The organism is Paenibacillus sp. FSL R7-0128 (genome assembly GCF_038002245.1).
GTDB lineage: Bacteria > Bacillota > Bacilli > Paenibacillales > Paenibacillaceae > Paenibacillus_AQ > Paenibacillus_AQ silagei.
In genome coordinates this window covers 2,226,904-2,248,852 of the sequence record NZ_JBBOCD010000001.1, presented here as the reverse complement: position 1 = coordinate 2,248,852, position 21,949 = coordinate 2,226,904, and the positions used below count along the sequence as shown (strand labels likewise).

The following is a 21,949-nucleotide window of genomic DNA, read 5'->3' as shown; positions in this document are numbered from 1 at the left end:
CTTCTCCTATCTTAACAATCAGCTTCGCCTTTTGCCAGCCGCATCATTCTGTAGCTTGTATTCCTGAGGACTTGCATTTAGAGCGCTGTTATGATGAAGTGGTAGTAATAACCTATTACACCCCAAGGAGTGCAGCCAAATGGACTATCATACACCTCCCAAATCGGACACCGCCGCAACCGAGCCTGCAAGATGGGGCTCTTCTGAACAAGACATGAACCCGGATTATGTATACCAGGAGAACAAACGCGACTATAAGCACTCGGGCCCCGGTATCGCTTCGTTCGTAATAGCTCTACTTACATTGGTCTGCTATGCCATTACCTTCGTGTATGTAGGAGCGCAAGCGTCTTCTCTGATGAATGAGCATAATAAACTGATTGCCGATTCGGCAGAAACGATTATGTATTTGGGCCTGACGATGCTGATCCTGGTCGCAGTGAATATCATAGGGGCGGTTACCGGTATTATCGGCCTGACCCTGCGCAGACGGCGCAAGGTTTTTGCTATTATCGGCACCATCATTAACGCCGGCTTCCTCCTTCTGTTCATGCTTCTGCTGTCCGTTGTTCTGGTAAATGCCGGAGCATCATGATAACTCGTGTACGCAAACACAGCATATCCCCTTGAACCGGGACATGCTGTGTTTTGTTGTGGAGCCTTATATACAGAGCTGGACGCTTAGATCTCGAACTCTTCGCTTGAATCGGACAGTCCGCCGTTCTGCACTCCAGAGCTGTTGGCTACCGCAAGCACGTATACCTTATACTTGGTGCCTTTGACAATCGGGTTACCGTTAATATCTCTGGCTGCAGCCGCTATAGAGAGACTGCTTCCGTTAGGAACTGCTGATCTGTAGTAAGACGATTGCACGTTAAGAGCTTCTGCAGTGCCGAAGCTCTGCTTGGAAGGGACTACGAATACCCGGTATTCGGAAATATTCGACTCACGGGCAGACTTGGTGAAGTTAACCACAAGTTTGCCATTATCCATGCCGTAGGTCACATTCGTCACGGAGGTGACGGGAAGCTTAGCCGATAAGGTAATGGCTGCCGATCCCTCCGATAATACATTAGCTCCCTGGTAGCTGCCGTTTCTGACAGTCAATACATATACCCGGTAGCTGATTCCCGGCTTGATGGCTGCGCCGCGTACGTCTTTGGCTGAGCTATCGAGCACCTGATTGGTGCTGTCCCCGGATGTACCTGCGGTTGTATAATTCCCCGCATTATTCGCATCCGACAAGCTGAAGCTGTTGTAATAATTCATAGGCACCACCAGAATCCGGTAATGGCTGATGTAGGATTCGTCTCCGGCATGATTGAACAATACTCTCAGATCACGGCCGTCTCCATAATCGTTCACATCACTCACACTTAGATTCGATATGGCACTGAGGCCGGAGGTATTCACCAGCGTAATCGCCGGAGAAGCAGCGGATAGCACATTCGAACCCGAATTGTTCCAGTTGCCTGCCGCGAGCACATACACTTTGTAGCTGGTTCCGTTCCTGATCAGGGAACCGCGAACATCTTTGCTGGAAGAATTCAGGATCTGTTCGGTATAGGTTCCTGATGTGTTTACCGCCGTATAATTCGCACTGGATACATTATTCGCATCATTTAAGCTGAAGCTGCTGTAATAATTCACAGGCACCACCAGAATGCGGTATTGGCTAATATTGGTCTCGTCTGTGGCATGGTTGAAGGTAACCTTCAAATCCCGCCCGTCATTATAATCATTCACATCGGTCACGTTCAGGTTGGATACCCCTGCATTGGCCAGTGTAAGGGCCGTTGAAGCAGGTGACAGCACATTATTCGCAGCATTGCTGCTGTCAACCGCCAGTACGTATACCCGGTAGCTCACACCCGTCTTGATCAGCGCTCCATCTGTATCTCTGGAGCCGGAGGAGAGGTTCATACTGATGTTGTTCCCCGTCTTGTTGATCTGCGTGTAATTGCTGCTGGAGACCGCATTGGCTCTGCCCAGGTCAAACACTGTGGAATTGGACGCTTTGACTACGAAGATCCGGTAAGAGCTTATCTTACTCTCATCGGCCAGCTTGTTGAAGCTGACGGAGAGATCCCGGCCATCCCCGTAATCACTGGTATCCGTTGCCTGGACGGTGCCCAGTGCCGGAACTGCCTTGTTCTGCAATGTAATAACGGCAGCTGCACTGGAGAGGGCACTGGTATTATTGCCTTTGCCGACTGTCACTACATATACGCTATATCCCTGATTATTCTTAATCAGGTCACCGTCGATCGTTCTGGCGGCAGCGTTCAGCTTCACAACAGGATTAGCTCCTGTTACCAGAGCAACGGAGTAGTTATTGGCACCTACTGCCAGTGCAGACGACAGGTTCAGTGAAGTACCGGTCTTGGCGACAAGCACTCGGTATTGATCCACCAGCGATTCGTCGGCCGCACGGTTGAAGCTGACCTGCAGATCCCGGCCGTCTCCATAATCGCTGATATCCTGAGCGGTTACTCCCGATACCGGAGCCGCATTCCCGCCTACCGGAACCGGAGTGGTGATCGTGACAATCTGCGCAGCCGGATTCCAGCCGACCTCGCGGCCGAGCGCTTCACTTACGAAGCGGGTAGGCACCATTGTGCGGCCCTTCAGATTCTGTCCCGGCACATCCAGGCTGACTGCCTTGTTGTTGATGGTTGCGATCTTGGAGCCAATCTTCAGTACAATCGTTGTATCGTTCTGGGAAGCTGTTACTGTCTGTGTCTTCTGATTCCACTTGATGTCGGCATTGAAGGCTTCAAAGATAGCCCGCAGCGGAACCATGGTCCGTCCGTTCACCATTACCGGCGGCTGGTCTGTGGACAAGGTCACTCCATCAATAATAACTCTGATGGGTTTTGCTGCTGCCTGGGCCGGAGCCTGAAACAACATCGGGAACACCAATAATCCTGCTACAATCGAAATCCATAACTTTTTCACAAGCTCACCCTCCCGGATAGGAAACCAATCTCAATTTCTATCTCTTTGACGCAAGCCGGGCGGAAAAAGTTTCTCTTTGAACCGGTTACAAAAAAATAACCTTTGGAGCCGATTCCAAAGGCGGCAAAAAGAACTGCAACAGGCGGATACCCATGGGGTATTCCGCCATTGCAGCCCGGGTTCGGGTTCAGGGCACTCTGCCGGATCAGTCCGCTTTGGTCAGACTGGACAATACCCGCTGAATCACGACAGGATCTTTTCCGACTATTTTTTCCACATAAGTAAATACTACAGGATCATCCATCTCAAGCCCTTCCGGCGCATCCGCTGTGCCTGCACCGAGTTCAAAGGCCGTCGGCCCTTCTTCTGTCACAATCTCCACGGAATGGGTATCCATCTGCCCGACATAAGTGCCTGAGCCCTGGATCTTCTCTGACTCTGCGGCTGCGGAAGGACCAGGCTTCAGCACCGGACTGGCGAGAGGTAACGCCGCTGTCTGTACAGGGATTCCCGATGAGCCTGCTGAGGACGATTCTCCGGGGGCTTCCGCAGGGCTGTTCCCGCCGCAAGCCGTCAGGGTGAGCATCAATACAGCGATTGCTGTCATAGCGGGTAGCGTACGCTCTAGTCTCATGATGTGTACCTCCTCTGTTGGTTGTGTGCTGCTTACCTTACCTATGGATTACCCCATAAGCCGGGTAGTGTAAACTTGCCGTTACGGGCTGGGCATCAGCCGTACGCACAGAAGCGCCGGACTAATACAATAGATGAAGAGCCTTATTCAGCATTTGAAGGAGTGGTATCCCTTGAGAATCGATATCGGCTGCGGCCCCGGCAAAGAGTCCGGGTATCTGGGAATCGACCGCACACAGTACCCCGGGGTGGATATCGTCTGCGATATTTGCGAAGGAATCCCCCTGCCCGACAATACGGCTGAATTCGTTATGGCCAGCCGGGTGATGCCTTATGTGAACGATCTGTTTGCAGCGATGTCAGAGATTTATAGAATAAGCACACACCAAGCGGTTGTGTGTATTCTCTCACCCTATGCCCATAGCTTCCCGCATGCCTCCAACCCTATGTTTAAGCAAAAGTTCGATGAGTATACCCCACGGTATTTTACCGGCCGCTTCTTCCAGCCCTATCAGAGCCCGCTGTGCCCGGAGATCCCGGATTATCCCGTGCCGCTGCCGCCGTTTGACTTCAGACTGCTGCGGATGGAGCTGTTCTATCAATATCCGTATGACGACAATCTGTATGATGCGGAAGAGCTCGAGGTTCTGAAGACGCTGCAGTCCAATGTCGTTCACGAAATTATGTACCACTTCGCCGTCATTAAGCGGGAGATTACCGATGAGGAACTGGAGGCGATGAGCCGGAAGGTGCTGCCTGAACCACAGGCACTGCTAGAGCGCCGGCTTCGGCTGCAGGACAGGAAATATATGTTATAAAATTCGGGATGGACATACAAGATTGCCCAAAACGGAACATAGGTTAATACAACACAAGCAAGATGGCATATCGGCGCACACAGGAGCCGGTCTGCTTTTTTTTTGAAAATAGAAGAATTTATTTGTTTCACATGATAACTTATCCTTCTATTTCTCGCTGAAACGGTACCGTCCTTTAAAAGGACGGCAAAGCCGTTTCCACTTGCTGTCTGAGCTTCTATTCAAAAGGAGGTGAAAATTATTCCTCTAGTCGTTCGGTCTACGGTTAATGCAACAGGCGCCATCACTTTCACTGGCAACACGCTGGGACTAAGCCGCTCTGAAACTGCCGGTGTACCGGGTACACAGGACAGTATCGGAGGCTTCTCTACGATTAATACAGCTTCTGTATACGGCACCTATCCTGCTGGCACTACCAGTCTATATCAGAGCAACAGTTCAGCAGCCATTCTGGTTCTCCCTGCCGGAAGCACAGTTCTGTATGCCGAGCTGATCTGGGGCGGTTCCTATGTTAACGGTACCGTCAATCTCACTGCGGCAATCAACAATCCTGTATCCTTCACTACACCGCTAGGGAACACGGTCAGTGTAACCCCCGATTCAGCCACAGCCAATTCGGTGGATCTGGGCGGGGGTGCACTCGCATATGTCCGTTCCGCAAATGTCACCAGCACCATTCAAGCCTCCGGTGCCGGAACCTATGTCACTGGCGGTGTAGTCGGAACTATTGTAATTCCCGGAGATTCCACTGCCAACCATGCCGGCTGGACACTTGCTGTCATCTACCAGAATCCGTCGCTGCCCTTCCGCAACATGTCCCTGCGCGCAGGCGCTGTCCTTGTCCAAGCCTCCTCGGCCCCGGTGGTCACCACCATTACAGGCTTCGCCACACCTGTTACCGGCGCGCTGGGCGGACGTATCCAGTTCAGCGCCCAGGAAGGAGATGCCAACCGCTCGGGAGACCAGGCGCTTTTCGGCCCTACCTCCACCACTCAGGTCGCCCTCTCCGGGCCTAACAATTTTGCCAATAACTTCTTCGCTTCGCAGATTAATAATGATACCGGCAATCTGAATACGACCGGTACGTTCGGCACCCGCAACCAGACCAACGGCAGTCCAGGCTCTAACATTGTCGGCGGGCGGCAGGGCTGGGATATCACGAATGTGGATGTCTCTGCGCGCCTGGTCAATAACCAGTCCTCCGCACTCCTGACCTTAACAACTTCGGGCGATGCGTATGTCGTTAACGCCAACGGGCTGCAAATTGACATCAATGCGCCCAAGATCTCCTTGACCAAAAGCGCAAATGTCGCCGGTACCATCGTTGGCGATCTGGTCACCTACACCGTAACGGTCAACAATACCGGTACGGCAAGTGCAGCCAGTGTTGTATTGTCAGATACTTTACCGGCAGGTCTTACTTTTGTCGCAGGAAGCGTGGTGGTTGCCGGTGTTTCCAGGCCGACTTATGATATAACCTCCGGCATCCCGCTGGGATCACTGGCCCTTGGCACTTCTATAACGGTTACCTATCAAGCCAGGGTAACTTCCTTGCCTAATCCGCAGTTTGTTCCCAACACAGCCACTGCCGCCTTCACCTTCCAGAGTGTGGCCGGAGGCCCGATTGTGAGCGGGGTTATTCCATCCAATACACAATCACTGCCGGTCTATTCTCCGGTTCTCGGCATTGTCAAAAGCGCCAATACTACCAACGCAACCGTCGGAGACCAGATTCTCTACACCCTGCAAATCTCCAACACCGGCAATATCGGAGCCACTACTACGCTCACGGATAACATTCCTGCCGGCAGCTCCTATATTCCGGGAAGCTTCACGGTAAACGGCACGCCTGTGGCGGGTAATCCCGCCGCCGGGATCGCCATTGGCACCATCGCGGCGGGAGGAAGCTCTACAGTCCAGTTCCGTGTACTGGTGAACAGTCTGCCTTCTCCCCCGCAGCTGGTGGACCAGGCTACAGCCGCCTATACCTTCCAGGTTCCTGACGGGCGGACCGTGAGCGGTACGGCTGCCTCCAATACGCTCACCATACCGGTCAGACTGCCGAATGTTGCCCTTGTCAAAAGCGCCAGCTTCCCGGATGTCGCCGTAGGCGATACCCTGCAGTATACGTCTGTGGTTACTAATAACGGAATCGTCGCCATCACGAACGTTGTGCTCTCTGATCCGATACCCGCCGGCAGCACTCTGGTGCCTGGAAGCGTGGTGGTAGCGGGAACCGCACGGCCTGCCGCTGATCCGGCTTCGGGGATATCCGTGGGCACCATTGCCCCGGGAGCCAGCGTAACGGTAACCTTCCAGGTAAGTGTCACCTCTGTGCCGGGAAACGGCCAGCTCGCCAACCAGTCATCGGCCTCTTACAGCTCTGGGACATTTAACGCCATCACACAGTCCAATACAATCCTCACTCCTGTGTACCAGCCAATAATCGCTATCGTCAAAAGCTCCAGTCCAAGCAGCGCCACGGTTGGAGGAAATGTACAATACACGCTGCAGGTGCAGAACACCGGTAATCTCGCAGCGAATGTGACCCTAACTGACACGATCCCTGCCGGGTCTGCCCTCGTCGCCGGAAGCGTCACAGTAAACGGTGCGGTCCGTCCGTCAGATTCTCCGGTAAGCGGAATCCCGCTCGGGTCCGTAGCTCCAGGTGCCGCCTTGACCGTAACCTTCCTGACGAATGTCCAGTCCCTGCCGTCTCCGGCAACCTTGACCGACCAGGGCAGCAGCAGCTATACCTATCAGTTGCCCAGCGGACGCTCTCTGTCCGGCGGAAGTGTATCCAATACGGTGACTATTCCAGTCTCTGCCCCCAACATCACGATTCTCAAAAATGCCAATCTCACCTCAGTGGCTGTAGGCGAATATCTTACCTACACCGTCTCTGTATCCAATCCCAGCGGCGTAGCTGTTAACAATGTAGTGCTGTCTGATCCGGCTCCGGCAGGCAGTGCCTTTGTAGCAGGAACTGTCACGGTGAACGGGACGGCCGTACCCTCTGCCAATCCAAATGCCGGGATTGCTCTCGGAACACTTGCTGCGGGTGCCACAAGCATCGTTGTCTTCCAAGTGAATGCCAACTCTATTCCAAGCCCGCCTCAACTGAGCAACCGGGCCAGCGCATCCTTTACGGCCGGCTCATTCAGCGGAGCAGCCCTATCCAATACAGTGTCTACCCCGGTCTTCATTCCAGTCATTGGACTGGTCAAAAGCTCAAGCCCTGCGCAGGCCTCTGTCGGCAGTCTGCTCTCCTTCTCCATCCTGGCCAGCAACACTGGCAATATCGCGGCAATGCTGAATCTGACCGATGCCCTGCCGCCGCAGACGGTATTCGAGACCAACAGCGTAAGTATAGGCGGGACCCCGCTGCCTGGGTATAGCCCATTAACAGGCATTCCGGTGGGGCCGCTTGCTCCCGGAGACAGCGTCGTAGTCAGCTTCCTTGTTACGGTTACTTCGCTTCCCCCAAATCAGCAGCTGCTTAACTCGGCAGCAGCATCCTATACTTTCACCCTGCCGGATGGGCGTCAGCTTGGCGGTAACACCGTGTCGAACACACTTACGGTTCCCGTCTCGGCACCGAATGTCAGTGTTGTCAAAAGCGTCAATGCCATTGATGCCGTGACCGGCGACATCCTTACATTCACCTCCGTGCTGACGAATAACAGCATTACCTCTGTCAGCAATATCATTCTCAGCGATCCCTTGCCAGAGAATGCAGCGTTCCTTCCCGGAACCGTAATTGTCGGCGGCGTCTCCCAGCCGTTGTCAGTTCCGTCGGCCGGCATCCCAATCGGCAGCCTGGGGCCTGGAGCCTCCGTTGCCGTCACATTCGAGGTGAGAATAACCATGCCGATTCCTTCACAGGTGAATAACCAGTCCACCGTCAGTTTCACCTCCGGGGTCTTCTCCGGCTCTTCATCGTCCAACGTCACCACCACACCGGTCACACAACCGCAGATCTCCCTTGTCAAAAGCGCCAGTGACCTGAACGCCACAGTTGGCGATACGGTCATCTATACCATTGTGGTCAGCAATAGCGGTAACCTTGCAGCCAATGTTACGTTAACCGACAACATCCCGGCGGGTACTACATTTGACCCCAACAGCGTCATTGTCGGCGGATTCCCTCAGCCGGGGGCTGCACCGGATACCGGAATTACTGTTGGAACTGTAGCTCCCGGTGCCAGTGTATCTGTCAGCTTCACGGTCTTCATCGTGTCTCTGCCTTCACCGCAGCAGCTTGTCAATCAGGCAAACGCCACCTATACCTTCACTCCGCCTGACGGGCGGCTGCTCAGCGGAAGTGCCATCTCCAATACCGTGACCATCGCAGTCTCTGCCCCTAACCTGTCGGTGGTTAAGAGCACCTCCTCCACTTCAGTGGCACTAGGTGACACTATTGCATATTCCGTAAATATCACGAATAACGGTATAGACCCGGTGAACAATGTGATCCTCAGTGATCCAACACCAGACGGGGCTGCCTTTGTGCCGGGCAGCGTATCGGTGAACGGGGTGCCTTTTCCGAATGCCAACCCGGCATCAGGGATTACACTCAGTACGCTTGCCTCCGGGGCTAGTGCCGTCGTCTCGTACAGTGTCACTGTCACCTCTGTACCCGGGGATGCCTCCATAGACAATCAGGCTACAGTAACTTACACCTCAGGTGTATTTAGCGGCTCCACCTTCTCCAATCCCGTGGCGGTGCCTGTCTTCCAGCCCAATATCGCTGCGGTCAAAACAGCCAATACCGCCAATGCAACAGTCGGTGATACCGTAACCTACACGATAACGGTCAGCAATACAGGCAACTACGCAGCAATTCTGACCGTAACGGACAATATCCCGGCCGGAACTACCTTTGAGGAGAACAGTGTACTGATTAACGGGCTGCCTCTGCCGCAAGCTAATCCCTCCACAGGAATTGCTGCCGGAACTATCGCTCCGGGGGCCACTGTAGCTGTCTCATTCTCGGTGGTGATCACTTCACTGCCATCGCCGCAGCTGCTGGTGAATCAGGGAACGGTTGCTTACAGCTTCACCTTGCCTGACGGAAGAACCCTGGGAGGGTCGGTGCTCACCAATACCCTGACCATCCCTGTCTCGAATCCGAATCTGGCTGTCGTCAAAACCACCGCAACCACCGCAACCAATGTGGGCGACACCATCACTTATTCCGTGACCCTGACCAATAACGGTATTGCTACGGTTAATAATGTGGTATTCACAGATGCTCTGCCTGCCGGTACCGCCTTTGTACCGGGCAGTGTGCTCGTAGACGGCGTGTCTCGTCCCGCTTCTTCACCGGCTACCGGGGTGACCATAGGCAGCATCGCTCCGGGCGCTTCTGTAACGGTGGCCTTTAACGTAACGGTTACGTCTCTGCCGGCTTCAGGTGTACTGAACAATCAGTCATCCGTCAGCTTCACTTCCGGTGCCCTGTCCAGTGTAGCCTTCTCGAACATTGTGACCACCCCGGTCTTCCAGCCGGTTATCGCTGCAGCCAAGAGCTCCAGCTCTCAGAATGCAACGATAGGCGATACCATTGTCTATACCGTTAATGTCAGCAATTCAGGGAACTATGCGGCATCGGCCACGCTGACTGATACCATTCCCGCAGGTACAACTCTGGTTCCGAACAGTGTACTGATTAACGGCTTCCCTGCTCCGGGTGCAGATCCCGCTACCGGAATCCCTCTGGGCAGTGTTGCAGCCGGTGCATCACTGACCATAGTATTCTCTGTAGTGATCGACACGCTGCCAGCCAGCCAGCAGCTCAGCAATCAGGCCATTATCGCCTTCAACTATACGCTGCCTGACGGACGCGTCTTCAACCAGTCGGCCAGCTCGAACATCAACCAGATTTCCGTATCTTCGCCGAATGTACTTGTGGTCAAGAGCACCACTGTTACCGATGCCGTAGTGACCGATACCATTCCGTACAGCATCGCAGTCACCAATAACGGAATTGCACCGGTTAACAATGCAGTGCTGAGCGATCCGATTCCGGCCGGTTCTTCCTTTGTAGCCGGCAGCGTGGTCGTGGACGGCACTCCGCTGCCGGGGGGCAACCCTGCGAACGGGATCTCGCTCGGAACGATCGCCCCTGGTGCAGTGGTCCAGGTCACCTTCAATATTCTCGTCAACAGTCTTCCTAATCCGGCCACACTGAACAATCAGGCTTCGGTCAGCTTCACCTCCGGGGCATTCTCCGGCGCCTCTTATTCCAATAATCTAATTACCCCGGTATTCCAGCCGATTATCGGTGTCCTGAAATCTGCGGATACCACTAATGCCACGGTTGGAGATACTGTCACTTATGCACTCAGCGTCACCAATACAGGTAATCTTGCGGCAGTCGTCACCTTAACCGATTCTATCCCTGCGGGAGCTGTCTTCATACCGAACAGTGTACTGGTTAACGGCCAGCCCGTTCCCGGCGCTGATCCGACTACCGGAATCAATCTGGGTACAGTTCCAGCAGGTGCCACAGTTACTATGCTCGTCACCCTGCAGGTTACGCTGGCTTCCCTGCCTTCACCGCAGCAGCTGGTGAACCAGGCGGCGGCAACCTTCACCTTCACACCGCCTGATGGACGTCTGCTCTCAGGCTCTACACTATCGAATACACTCGTCATTCCGGTCTCTTCACCGGACGTAACGGCAGTCAAGAGCACTCCGGCTGTCGATGCTGTAGTCGGCGATATCATCACCTACACGATTACCGTAACCAACAACGGCATTGTTCCCGTCAACAATGTGGTCCTTGTTGACCCGATCCCGGCCGGCAGCCAGTTCGTTGCAGGCAGCGTAACTGTGGACAGCACTCCGCGTCCCGGAGCAAATCCGGGCACCGGTATCGTGATCGGAACGATCGCCCCGGGAGCGACCACAACGGTAACCTTCCAGGTTCAGGTCATCGTCATATGACAGACGGCTCACAGCTCCAGCCTGTCGTAAGTAATCAGTCCATGGTTCTGTACAGCTCGGCAGAGGGCACTGAATCGGTTACCTATTCCAATACCGTCAATACCCTTGTCGTCGGTCCGGTACTGTCGCTGCAAAAGCAAGCAGACCGCCTGAGCGCCTCCCTGGGGGAGACGCTCGTCTACACTGTGACCGCCAAGAATAGCGGCAATACCGGGGCGGTTGTCACCATCACGGATGTGCTTCCCCCAGGCGTCTCGTTCATTGCCAATAGTGTGCTTAGAGACGGAGTCCCCCTTCCGGGGCTCACTCCTTCTTCCGGCATTCCCCTTGGCCTACTCGCCCCCCATTCGGGAGTCAGTATCGCCTTCCAGGTCATTGTCATCTCGCTTCCGCCTTCACTCGCGCTGCATAACAGGGCGGTTGGCACGTATTCCTTCACTACACCTGAAGGAAGAACGGTGAACGGGGAGATCCGTTCCAACCCGGTTAGTGTCTCCTTGCTGTCTTACCAGTTGTCCTCACTGCTCTCGGCCAGCACTCCCACTACCTTCATTGGGGATGTCGTCACCTATACCCTTCAACTCAGGAACGAAGGCACCCGGCCGCTGACCGGAGTCATGGCCACGCTTCCCGTTCCGGAAGGCACCACCTTCCTTCCCGGAAGTGTTATCGCTGGCGGGATTTATCAGCCTGAGGCCGACCCACATTCAGGCATCGGGCTGGGCTCGCTCCCTGCAGGCGCAGCCGCCGAGGTCTCCTACCGTGTGAGGGTGGCCTCGAACCCTCCAGGATCGGCGATTATGGCGAACGTGCAGATCTCTTATGAGGTCAACGACAACAGAACCTCCACTGCAAGCAATACGGTTCAGGTTACGGTCATCCAGCCCGGATTATCGGTAAAACTGAAGGTTGATCTGTACAGCGCGGCGCCCGGTGACAACTTGCGGTACGAGTTCACTGTACAGAATAGCGGTAATATGGCGGTGAACGCACTGCTGACGGACGCCATTCCGCCAAGCGTACTGTTCATCTGGGACAGTGTCCGTATTGACGGGGTTCCCCAGAGGGGCGTCCGCCCCGGGGACGGAATTCCGCTGGGCACCTTACGGGCAGGCGCTGTTATGGCAGTAGATTTTCTCGTATCTATTCCAGGTGCCACCGATATCCGCCAGACGCCGGCCATTCAGAATCAGGGAGTGGTCCAGTATACGTTCTCCCTGCCGGACGGGCGCAATGTCGGGCAGCTCTCCCGCTCCAATGCGGTGACCACGTTGCTGTTCACGCCCATCATTTCCATTCAGATTGAGGGCGAGCCGCCCATCGTCGAGCCTGGAGGTATCGCGGAATTCAACATTTACGTGTCCAATAGCGGGAATTATCCGGCAGAGGTCTCGGTGATCCGAATTGTACCGCAGGGTACCGTCATTAATCCCGATATCGTTACCATAAGCGCTATCGCCGTGCCCGGTACGCCATATAGCGGAACAGTTGCTCTGGGAACGCTGGAAGCGGGGCAGACCGTCACACTCACTTACTTTGTCACAATAAATTCGGATTATATGGGCAAGGATCTTCAAGGCTCCACGGCTGCCCTGTATCTGTTCACCATCGACGGACGCCGGTACTCCGGCGAAGCCCGTTCTAACACCTACAGGCTGCTCATGGAAGAAATCAGTGAATAATACAGCTCACATATCCCCCATCTCCCTGAATATACTTTAGTTACAACCTGCTGCTTTGTCTTAGTCTCCGTAGTGACATTACCGAATAACACAGTCCATGGGAGGTGGTCATCCTTGTCCCAGCCGTCCGGTCCATACGCATTTGTCGTATCCAAAGAAGACTGGTCCCTTCACCGCAAAGGCCATCAGGATCAGGAGCGTCACCAGCAAAAGGTCAGAGAAGCCATCAAGGGCAATTTGCCCGATCTGGTTACCGAGGAGAATATTATTTTGTCAGGCGGCAAGCAGATTGTGAAGGTGCCGATCCGCAGTCTGGATGAATACCGGATTATCTATAATTTCCGCAAGCAGAAGCATGTCGGACAGGGAGACGGGGACAGCCAGGTGGGGGATGTACTTGGTCGTGATTCCCAGTCGGCCCAGCCGGGCAAAGGGGATAAAGCGGGCGATCAGCCCGGAGCGGATACCGTTGAGGCCGAGGTCGATCTCGAGGATCTGGAGGATATTCTGTTCCAGGACATGGAGCTTCCCCATCTGAAGCCGAAGGATAAGGAAGAGATTGAGGTCAAATCGATTGTCTTCAATGATATCCGCAAAAAAGGCATGATGTCGAACATCGATAAAAAGCGTACACTGCTTGAGAATCTGCGGCGCAATGCCAGCAGCGGCAATCCCGGAATACACAGCATCAGCCCTGATGATCTGCGTTACAAAACCTGGGATGACATCACGGTCCCTCACTCGAATGCCGTGATTATTGCCATGATGGACACCTCGGGCTCCATGGGCACTTTTGAAAAATACTGCGCGCGCAGCTTCTTCTTCTGGATGACCCGCTTCCTGCGCCGCCAGTATGAGAAGGTGGATATTGTGTTCCTGGCCCATCATACGGAAGCCAAGGAGGTCAGCGAGCATGACTTCTTCACCCGGGGGGAGAGCGGGGGGACGATCTGCTCCTCGGCGTACCAGAAAGCACTGGAGATTATCGACAGCCGCTATCCGCCTGCCAAATACAACATCTATCCCTTCCATTTCTCGGATGGCGACAATCTGACCTCCGACAATGAGCGCTGCGTCAAGCTGATCGGCGAGCTGCTGAAGCGCAGCAACATGTTCGGCTACGGCGAGGTGAACCAGTACAACCGCAGCAGCACCCTGATGTCCGCCTACCGCCACCTGAAGCAGGAGCAGTTCATGCATTATGTGATTAAGGATAAGAAGGAAGTGTATCTGGCGCTGAAGGCTTTTTTCGGCAAAAAGGTTACTGAAGCTTAAGCAGCCTGACATTAGACTTGTCAGCCCAAGCCACCCCGGGCTATGCGCATTCTTGTTGTGAGTTCCCGCCCCGCCCTGCCGCTTATTGCGGTGTGCGGGGTTTTTTGTGCTGTCGAACTTGCACCGCATAACCCTGTTGACTATTATATCGGCAGCCGATATACTAAATATATCGGTTGACGATATAACGACACATGGTATAACGTCAGGTGCTATAACGCCGAATGATACAAAGGAAATTCCCGGTCTGTGAAATGAGACTCAAAGATGCGCGATAAGGAAGGTGATGGCATTGTCCGGCAACAATGAATACGGGGCGCTGACCGAAGGCGTCTATTATATCCTCTTGTCCCTGCTCACCCCGATGCACGGCTACGGGATTATGCAGAACGTGAAGCTGCTGAGCAATCAGCGTGTGGAGCTGGGTGCAGGCACGTTATACGGGGCGTTAAGCACACTTGTGGAACGAGGCTGGATCAAGCTGCTGGCTGGCGGAGAAGATTCCCGCAAGAAAGAGTATCAGATTACGGAGCTAGGCAAATCGATCGTCCAGAGTGAAATGACAAGGCTTGACGAGTTGCTCACTAATGGAAGAAAACTAATGGGAGGCGAAGTGTAATGAGTCAGGTGGTGCGCAAATTTTTCATGGATTTCGAGAAGGAGGAAGCGTGGCTGAATGAAATGTCGGCCAAGGGGTTGGCCCTGGTGGAGCATTCTTGGGCCCGTTATGTGTTCGAAGAGAGCGCTAAGGGGGAGTATATTTACCGGATTGAGCTGCTGGAGAAGGACCCGAAGGAGGCGGCAGGCTACTTGCAATTCATGGAGGAGACCGGAGCCGAGCGGGTGCCATCCGGGACCCCTACCAAGGCCAATCGTGCCTTCATGAACCAACGCTGGGTGTTCTTCAGAAGAAAGGCCTCTGAAGGCCCCTTCCAGATCTATACCGATGCAGATTCCAAGATCAAGCACTATCAGAGAATCTATAAAGTCTATCTGTCCCTCGCATTCATGGAGCTGATCATCGGCTCTTTAAATCTCATGCTGATTATGCTGAACACTTCTTCTAACATCTACAAAATCAACCTCGTCGTGGGAGTGTCCGTTGTGATTCTGGGCCTGCTCTTCATCTGGCTCAGCCTGCCTATCCGCCGCAAGATCGCGCGGCTGCAGCAGGAGAAGCTGATTCGGGAGTGAGGAACTGCTTTACAATCTCGCAAACCAGCGGAAATAGTAGAATTAATACTCCTGCGGGCTAACCATAGCTACAGCATCCACAACCACTGCAGATAACAAGTGGATTAATGCAGCTTAATTCTTCAACGTTTGACGATTATAGGGAACTAAGTGGAAAAACAGCATCTGCTATTGCCGATTTGGCTGCTACCGGGAGAGATATGAATATTTAAGTGTTGTTTTTCCAACTCTTGCCGGAGTATCGTCTATTTATTGGTTAGCAAGTGCCCATTATCCACCTATTTCCCCCATCACAGCAAGGGGAGCCGTTTTTCGCATACATTTGGCCCGCGTGCCTGCTCTCCAGCACATTGTGTTCGGTTTTTCGCACACACATACACCCGGACCCTGCGCGCTCGCCCCACACCTCTACCTACGCCAAAATAAAGGGCTATCCCAAGCAGTCATCATGACTTTTGGGACAGCCCTAATTCCAATATTTCTTCACTCCGGTAGACTTATGCTTACTCTACCTTCTCCGCTTACTGCACCTTCTCGCGGTCCTTGCCCTTGTCGGATTCCCCGGCGTTCTTGTTCGCGGCTTCGCGGTCCTGCATCATCTCGTCTACTGACTTCACCTTGAGCCGGGCGGCGCCTTCGTTGCCGGCATTCGTCGGGATCAGGTCACCGGAGGCAAGGCGTTCCTTCGCTTCCGCAATGGCTGCGCTGTACTGCGGCAGCCACTGTTCTCCGGCCACCAGCATCTCGTCAACCATCTGCCAGATCTCCTTCGGATTGCAGACGGCGCCGACCAGCGGGTCCATCATGAACGCCTGGCGCAGCAGCTTGTCGTCGCCATGCACAGCCGCTTCTACCGCCAGGCGCTGCACGGAGATGCTGACATTGCAGACAGCCGCCAGGCCGAGGGGCAGGTCGCCGACCAGCGGCATCGAGATGCCGTTGCGGTCCACGTAGCCCGGTGCTTCAATAATGGCATCATCCGGCAGATTGGAGATCACGCCGTTGTTCACCATGTTGAAGTGGCCTCTGTACACGCGTCCTGTCTCCAGCCCTTCGATAATAAACGAGCCATGCTCCTCGCCCCGCTTCTCCGGGATGTACTCCAGCGCCGGGTCCTTCATCCAGTTCGGAAAGTCCGTCTCGAACCAGTTACGGCCTTCGGTGCAGACCCGCAGGTAGCCGCCCGTCTCCCCGTTGATCCATACGCCCAGATCAATCCAGTCCATGATCTCGCTCGGGCGCTTGCGGTACCAGGGCACATATTCGCTCAGGTGACCGTTCGATTCCGTGCTGTAATAGCCGAAGCGGCGGAGCATATCAATCCGTACCTTCTCGGTACGGCTGTACTCAGGATGCTTCTCGAAAGCCTCGAGCAGACCTGCCGTCAGATCCTTGCCTTCATGCTTCGCAGAGATATACCAGGTCTGGTGATTGATCCCGGCACAGATAATGTCCACCTGCGATTTCTCCAGGCCGTACACCTGAGCGATTTGCTGATGTCCATGCTGTACGCCATGGCAGAGCCCGATGGTCTGCACACCGCCGTATTTATTACAGGCCCAGGTCAGCATAGCCATCGGATTCGAGTAGTTCAGAAGCAATACATCCGGCGCAGCTGTCTCACGGATATCACGGCAGATCTCCAGCATCTCCGCAATCCCGCGCTGCCCGTACATAATCCCGCCTGCGCACAGCGTATCTCCTACACACTGATCCACGCCATACTTCAGCGGAATATCCACATCGGTAGCGAAGGCCTCAAGGCCACCCATACGGATAGTACAAAATACGTACTTGGCCCCCTTGAGCGCTTCCCTGCGGTCCGTAGTGGAAGAGATGGTGATATCCAGACCATTCTCCTTAATATCCCGCTGGCACAGTTCGGTGACCATGTCCAGGTTATGGCTGTTTATATCCATGAACGAAACTTCGATATTACGGAATTCCGGCACAGTCAGCAGGTCGCGCAGCAGTCCGCGGGTGAACCCGATACTGCCTGCCCCGATAAAGGTTACTTTAAAAGACATAATAATCATCCTCCGGCAATGAATTATTGACTCCTGTCCATTGTAACAAGGGGACTGCCGGAAGCGTAACCAATATCATGACCATTTTGCCGGCATCCTGTCAACAATCCTAACTTTCTATACGCCATACCCTTCCCCGGTAGAACACGAAACTATCCTTCACTCCAGTAATGGCGTTCGATAGAGTTGCGGTATTCGATAGGAGTGCAGCCTGAATATTTCTTGAATAGCAGATGAAAATACTGCCTGCTGCTGATCCCCACATAGTCGGCAATCTCCGCTACCGGAATCTCCCCCTGTCCCAGCAGCATCCGGGCCTTCTCCATACGCAGCTGGTTCAGGTAGTCCGTCAGGGTCTGCCCTGTGTGCGTCCGGAAGATGCGGTGCAGATAACCCGGGTGAACATTCACGGAGAGCGCAACCTCCTTAACCTGAATGCTCCGGTCATAATTCTGGTGCAGGAATTCGATGGCCCGCCGCACGTAGAGCTGTGAGGGCTGCTGGCTGGACGGGAGCGACTCCATGCGCAACCGGGCCAGACGCAGCAGCAGCTCCGCAAAGAGCAGATGCACCATGCTGCTCCCCTTCCGCCCGCGTTGATCCAGCTCCAGCACCAGCGCCTTCAACACATGGAAAACCTCCTCCTGATCGGACAACACCAGACTATCGAACGGATGCCGCAGCAGCTCTGCCAACACCTCCTCCTCCCGGGCCAAGCTGCCAATGGACGGAACTACTCCCCCATATTCGGTAAAAGCAAATTCCACATTTAGCATCCGGCATGAGGAGCCTTCTTCCACAATCAGCCGGTGCGGCACCTCCGCATCCAGCAGAATCATCTCTCCCCGCTTCAGCCGGAAGGGCGTATCGCCGCCCGCTTCATCCCGCACCTCCACTACACAGCTGCCCGAGATAAGATACATGATCTCCGTGGAGTTGTGATGATGGTAAGCCATCGTATAATTGCTCCATTGCTTATAATAGTAAGCCAGAAAGTGCGGGCTATAATCCCGCTCCAGCAATCCCTGCTCAAAAAGACTCCCGTTCATCTCCGCCACACCGCCCGCCTCCCCTCTGCCAGTATCGATAGCACAAGTGTATCGCTTGAGCGCAGGCAGGACAAGAAGCGAGTTGCCCCCTCCCCCCATCCACAAGCCTACGCACCCCTCGCCAGCAAATTGTGTTCGGTTTTTCGATTACATTCCGCCCACGACCCTCTCGCCAGCAAATTATGTTCGGCTTTCCGCATACATTCCGCCTACGCACCCCTCGCCAGCCGATTGTGATCGGTTTTCCGATTACATTCCGCCTACATGCCTTCATACCAGTCTGGAGCTTACATGCCCAGATTCCCCGGCGCAAAAAAAAGAGCAGAAGGCCCGCGCCCTCTGCTCCCGTTCATCATCTTCAATGAATCTTTGTCAATATTCCATTCACCAGACTGTACACCGCGCCACCCTCTATCTCTTCGGGCTGTCCATTCAGCAGGTAGATGCCGGTCTCTTCGTCAATTCCGTAATTCGGCAGCTCCCCGAGGGTACGGACCGCTGTCCGCAGATGCTCCTCCTCATCCCACTGGGTGAAATGGACGGATAGCAGCAGATCAGGAATCAGATTAAGGCCCTTGCGGTGTTTGAATTGTCTGCTCTCATTATCCTTGGCGGAAATTACACAGCACTCCGGGCTAATCAAGGCTCCTGCCGAGAAGCCGGTAACCGGCACACCGGACTCATACCGCTGTCGGATCACCTCCCCGATAGCTGTATCCACAATGAGGTCGGCATACAGATCCGTATCCCCGCCTCCGATAAAGATCCCGCCGCAAGCCCGCAGACTCTCCATAGCTGTCTCCACCGCTGTGGATTTCAGCGGCAAATAACGGATCTCGGATATCCCCGCGTCAACCAGCGGCTGCATGCAAGCTGCCATATAGTCCGGCCAGTCTTCGCCTTCTTCAAATAATACAGCGACTGGTCCTGCTGCCATCACGCTTACGAACCTCCGTGCCAGTCCACGGGTAAACGGAGGACCGCCGCCGTTCAGAAATAAATGCTTGTCCATGACATCACCTTCAGTATTCAAGATATCCTGCATCTTACCTCATCCATCTTATAGAAAAGCGCAGGTTCCCGCAATACGCTTCCTCGCCCGCTCCCCCTCAGCCTTTTATCCCTTCAGCCCTGAAAAGAAATCATCGACTGCTTCAGCTGCTCCGCCAGCTCCTCCAGCCTGTGCGACAGGGCGACCAGCTCCCTGCTGACCGTGAATTGCTGTGAGGACATGGACGCCACCTCTTCCGTAGAGGCGCTGGTCTGCTGCACCACCGAGATCACACTCGCCATGGATTGTCCCACTTGCTGCTGGTATTCGGCCAGCTCGGAGACCGCCGCCGAGGATTGGTTCAGAACTCCGCTGAACACCTCCATCTCGGCCCTCACACTCCCGAAGATGAGCGAGGATTCCCGGACCGAGGCCAGCTGGCTGTGGAACATCGGCGCAGCCTCACTCACAACCTTGACCGTGTTCTCGATATGGCCGCTGATCTCCTCGGTAATCCGGGAGACAGAAGCAATCGACTCACTCGATTGATTGGCCAGCCCTCTGATCTCATTGGCAATGACTATGAAGCCTCTCCCGGCGGCGCCTGCGCGCACGGCTTCAATTGAAGCGTTCAGCGCCAGAATATTCGTCTGCTTGTTCATCGCAATCATCGGGGAGAGAATGCTGCGGATCAGCACCGTGCTATCCCGCAGCATGGCTGAATTCTCCTGAATCAGGTCCATCAGCTTCAGCACATCCTCACTCTGCGATACCAGCCTCTTCATCCGCTCCGCTCCCTGGTCACTGACCTCCATGACCTTCTCAGCGGAAGCGGCCATCACTGCATTCCTTTCTGCTACTTCGCTGGTCTTGCCGCCCATCAGCTCCACCTTGGCATTGCTGCTCTCGGCCTCGGCTGCCAGACTGGCGGCTCCCCCGGCGATTTCGCCGGTAGCAGTTGCGACCTCACTGGCCTGGCCGCTGATCGCGCCGGAAGCGGCAACGAGCTGCTCCGAGGTCACCAGCACTTCAGCAGCCGAGTTGCTGCTCTGCCCGGCCATCCGGGAGATCTGCTCCATCATCCGGTTAAAGCTGTGGCCCAGCCGTCCGATCTCATCCCGGCCCTTGAAGCTGGTCCGCACCTGCAGATTGCCCTGCTCGCCCTCTTCCATCAACCGGGCCAGCTTGCCAAGCGGACGGCCGATCAGCCGCACCAGAACGTAGCCAATGATCAGAGCAATCAAGGCTGCAGCCAAGACTACCAGCAAGGTAATATAGAGCAGCCTGTCGGCCGATTTGGTGAAATCGCTCACCGGCGCATAACCCAGCAGCGTCCAGTCCGCTGTACTCAACGGCTGGTAGACTACCAGCTGCGCACTCCCCTGCTCATCCCCGGCTGTGAAGGACCGCTTCCCGCTCTCCCCTTGCCGTGCTCCGGCCGGCTCTTGTCCCTCATTCTCCCGTTTTCCGGTCAGCTCCCGCTCCTCACTCTTCACTGCCCCAGGCAGCTTCTGCTCCTCACCCTTTTGCACTCCCGTCAGCGCCCCGTCCTTTAACGCTCCAGTATGTATGTAAGAAGCCTGCCCGAGCAGTGCATCGTCAGCACTGTATGCAACCCGGCCCGAAGAATCGAGGATGCGGATCTCCCCACCCAGCCCGATATGCAGGTTGGACAGCACATCTGTCAGTGCCTGTCCCTTCACCTCGATCAGCATATAATACTCTGCCGCCGGATTCTGAATATTCCGCAGCAGACGGCCCATCGTCATAGCGGACTCGCTGTACGCGTCGAAGAAGCCTTTAGCCCGGACGGGGAACCAGACCGGATTGCCTTTACCGTTATCAATCTCCTTCATCCGGGCCAGGATGCCTTCATCACTGCGCACTCCGCTAATCCCCGTCGATTTGTAGGATTCGGCGTCCACCATGCTTCTTGCGACCAGCCGGACTCCGAGCAGCCGCTCATCCGATCCTCTGACGGAGTCCAGCTTGCGGCGTATCCGGTCCTCTGCGGCTGACCTTGCAACCGTACCGGCGGACGGGCGATTAACCGTCTCCATATCAGCCTTTAACGCCGGATCTACAGCGAATTGCCTGGAGAGCGCTTCATATTCAGCGAACAGGAAATCCAGCTTGTCCGCCGCCTGGACAATGGACTGTGAGGAGGCTGCTGCCACCTCATCGGTAATGATCCCTTTTGCCGCATAATAGGAGGTTAAGCCCAGAACTGAGGACAACAGGACAATAGTACAGAACAGAATTACGAATAACTTGACGCCAACCGAGCTGAAATTAATGAATCGCCGGCGTTTCATTACACTCTCCCCTTATCATGCAGATTACGATTTCTCCTCCATAAAAGAAAGGTGCA

The 21,949-nt window shown here is 54.7% G+C and carries 13 protein-coding genes; 7 read left to right on the top strand and 6 right to left on the bottom strand.

Annotated features, from left to right (window positions below):
• The first annotated feature begins 139 nt into the window (after window positions 1–139).
• On the top strand, window positions 140–595 hold the full coding sequence (locus NST26_RS09110; RefSeq protein WP_036721420.1) for a hypothetical protein: 456 nt from the start codon (window positions 140–142) through the stop codon (window positions 593–595).
• Between the two features lie 86 nt (window positions 596–681).
• Here NST26_RS09110 and NST26_RS09105 read toward each other — a convergent pair whose 3' ends face one another.
• Together NST26_RS09105 and NST26_RS09100 are read right to left on the bottom strand one after the other, a co-directional pair.
• Entirely contained in the window at window positions 682–2,958 is a 2,277-nt protein-coding gene (locus NST26_RS09105; protein WP_340954681.1) for a copper amine oxidase N-terminal domain-containing protein, read from the bottom strand.
• A gap of 205 nt (window positions 2,959–3,163) precedes the next feature.
• Window positions 3,164–3,592 (bottom strand): hypothetical protein, encoded by a 429-nt coding sequence (locus NST26_RS09100; RefSeq protein WP_340979055.1) that lies wholly within the window; start codon window positions 3,590–3,592, stop codon window positions 3,164–3,166.
• Window positions 3,593–3,764: 172 nt separating this feature from the next.
• On the opposite strand from NST26_RS09100, the gene NST26_RS09095 reads away from it, so the two are divergent.
• The 6 genes from NST26_RS09095 (at window position 3,765) to NST26_RS09070 (ending at window position 15,511) form a co-directional block, all read left to right on the top strand.
• Window positions 3,765–4,409, top strand: a complete 645-nt coding sequence (locus NST26_RS09095) for a methyltransferase domain-containing protein (RefSeq protein WP_340979054.1) — start codon at window positions 3,765–3,767, stop codon at window positions 4,407–4,409.
• Window positions 4,410–4,640: 231 nt separating this feature from the next.
• A complete protein-coding gene (locus NST26_RS09090) occupies window positions 4,641–11,360 on the top strand; it encodes a DUF7507 domain-containing protein (protein WP_340979053.1) in 6,720 nt (2,239 codons plus the stop codon).
• The gene (locus tag NST26_RS09085) at window positions 11,357–13,042 is read left to right on the top strand and encodes a hypothetical protein (protein ID WP_340954689.1); all 1,686 of its coding nucleotides are present in this window, start codon (window positions 11,357–11,359) and stop codon (window positions 13,040–13,042) included. Before NST26_RS09090 ends, NST26_RS09085 begins: the two co-directional genes overlap by 4 nt.
• 114 nt (window positions 13,043–13,156) lie before the next feature.
• Window positions 13,157–14,317 (top strand): sporulation protein YhbH, encoded by a 1,161-nt coding sequence (yhbH, locus tag NST26_RS09080; RefSeq protein WP_036721417.1) that lies wholly within the window; start codon window positions 13,157–13,159, stop codon window positions 14,315–14,317.
• 286 nt (window positions 14,318–14,603) lie between these two features.
• On the top strand, window positions 14,604–14,936 hold the full coding sequence (locus tag NST26_RS09075; protein WP_036721415.1) for a PadR family transcriptional regulator: 333 nt from the start codon (window positions 14,604–14,606) through the stop codon (window positions 14,934–14,936).
• Window positions 14,936–15,511: a DUF2812 domain-containing protein gene (locus NST26_RS09070; protein WP_340954692.1), complete on the top strand. Its 576-nt coding sequence runs from the start codon at window positions 14,936–14,938 to the stop codon at window positions 15,509–15,511. Before NST26_RS09075 ends, NST26_RS09070 begins: the two co-directional genes overlap by 1 nt.
• Before the next feature lie 521 nt (window positions 15,512–16,032).
• Here the strand turns inward: NST26_RS09070 and NST26_RS09065 are convergent.
• The 4 genes from NST26_RS09065 to NST26_RS09050 all read right to left on the bottom strand — a co-directional run bounded on the left by NST26_RS09065 (window position 16,033) and on the right by NST26_RS09050 (window position 21,893).
• A complete protein-coding gene (locus NST26_RS09065) occupies window positions 16,033–17,538 on the bottom strand; it encodes an alpha-glucosidase/alpha-galactosidase (protein WP_340954695.1) in 1,506 nt (501 codons plus the stop codon).
• Between the two features lie 152 nt (window positions 17,539–17,690).
• The gene (locus tag NST26_RS09060) at window positions 17,691–18,587 is read right to left on the bottom strand and encodes an AraC family transcriptional regulator (RefSeq protein WP_076079140.1); all 897 of its coding nucleotides are present in this window, start codon (window positions 18,585–18,587) and stop codon (window positions 17,691–17,693) included.
• 358 nt (window positions 18,588–18,945) lie between these two features.
• Window positions 18,946–19,632, bottom strand: a complete 687-nt coding sequence (locus NST26_RS09055; protein ID WP_051477732.1) for a Type 1 glutamine amidotransferase-like domain-containing protein — start codon at window positions 19,630–19,632, stop codon at window positions 18,946–18,948.
• A gap of 80 nt (window positions 19,633–19,712) precedes the next feature.
• On the bottom strand, window positions 19,713–21,893 hold the full coding sequence (locus NST26_RS09050; RefSeq protein ID WP_036721405.1) for a methyl-accepting chemotaxis protein: 2,181 nt from the start codon (window positions 21,891–21,893) through the stop codon (window positions 19,713–19,715).
• Between the last annotated feature and the right edge of the window lie 56 nt (window positions 21,894–21,949).

Excerpts from the sequence above, each read along its gene's own strand:
- NST26_RS09110 (WP_036721420.1), top strand. The coding sequence starts at position 140 with ATGGACTATCATACACCTCCCAAATCGGACACCGCCGCAACCGAGCCT.
- NST26_RS09100 (WP_340979055.1), bottom strand. The coding sequence starts at position 3,592 with ATGAGACTAGAGCGTACGCTACCCGCTATGACAGCAATCGCTGTATTG.
- NST26_RS09085 (WP_340954689.1), top strand. The coding sequence starts at position 11,357 with ATGACAGACGGCTCACAGCTCCAGCCTGTCGTAAGTAATCAGTCCATG.
- NST26_RS09075 (WP_036721415.1), top strand. The coding sequence starts at position 14,604 with ATGGCATTGTCCGGCAACAATGAATACGGGGCGCTGACCGAAGGCGTC.
- NST26_RS09070 (WP_340954692.1), top strand. The coding sequence starts at position 14,936 with ATGAGTCAGGTGGTGCGCAAATTTTTCATGGATTTCGAGAAGGAGGAA.
- NST26_RS09065 (WP_340954695.1), bottom strand. The coding sequence starts at position 17,538 with ATGTCTTTTAAAGTAACCTTTATCGGGGCAGGCAGTATCGGGTTCACC.
- NST26_RS09060 (WP_076079140.1), bottom strand. The coding sequence starts at position 18,587 with ATGAACGGGAGTCTTTTTGAGCAGGGATTGCTGGAGCGGGATTATAGC.
- NST26_RS09055 (WP_051477732.1), bottom strand. The coding sequence starts at position 19,632 with ATGCAGGATATCTTGAATACTGAAGGTGATGTCATGGACAAGCATTTA.
- NST26_RS09050 (WP_036721405.1), bottom strand. The coding sequence starts at position 21,893 with ATGAAACGCCGGCGATTCATTAATTTCAGCTCGGTTGGCGTCAAGTTA.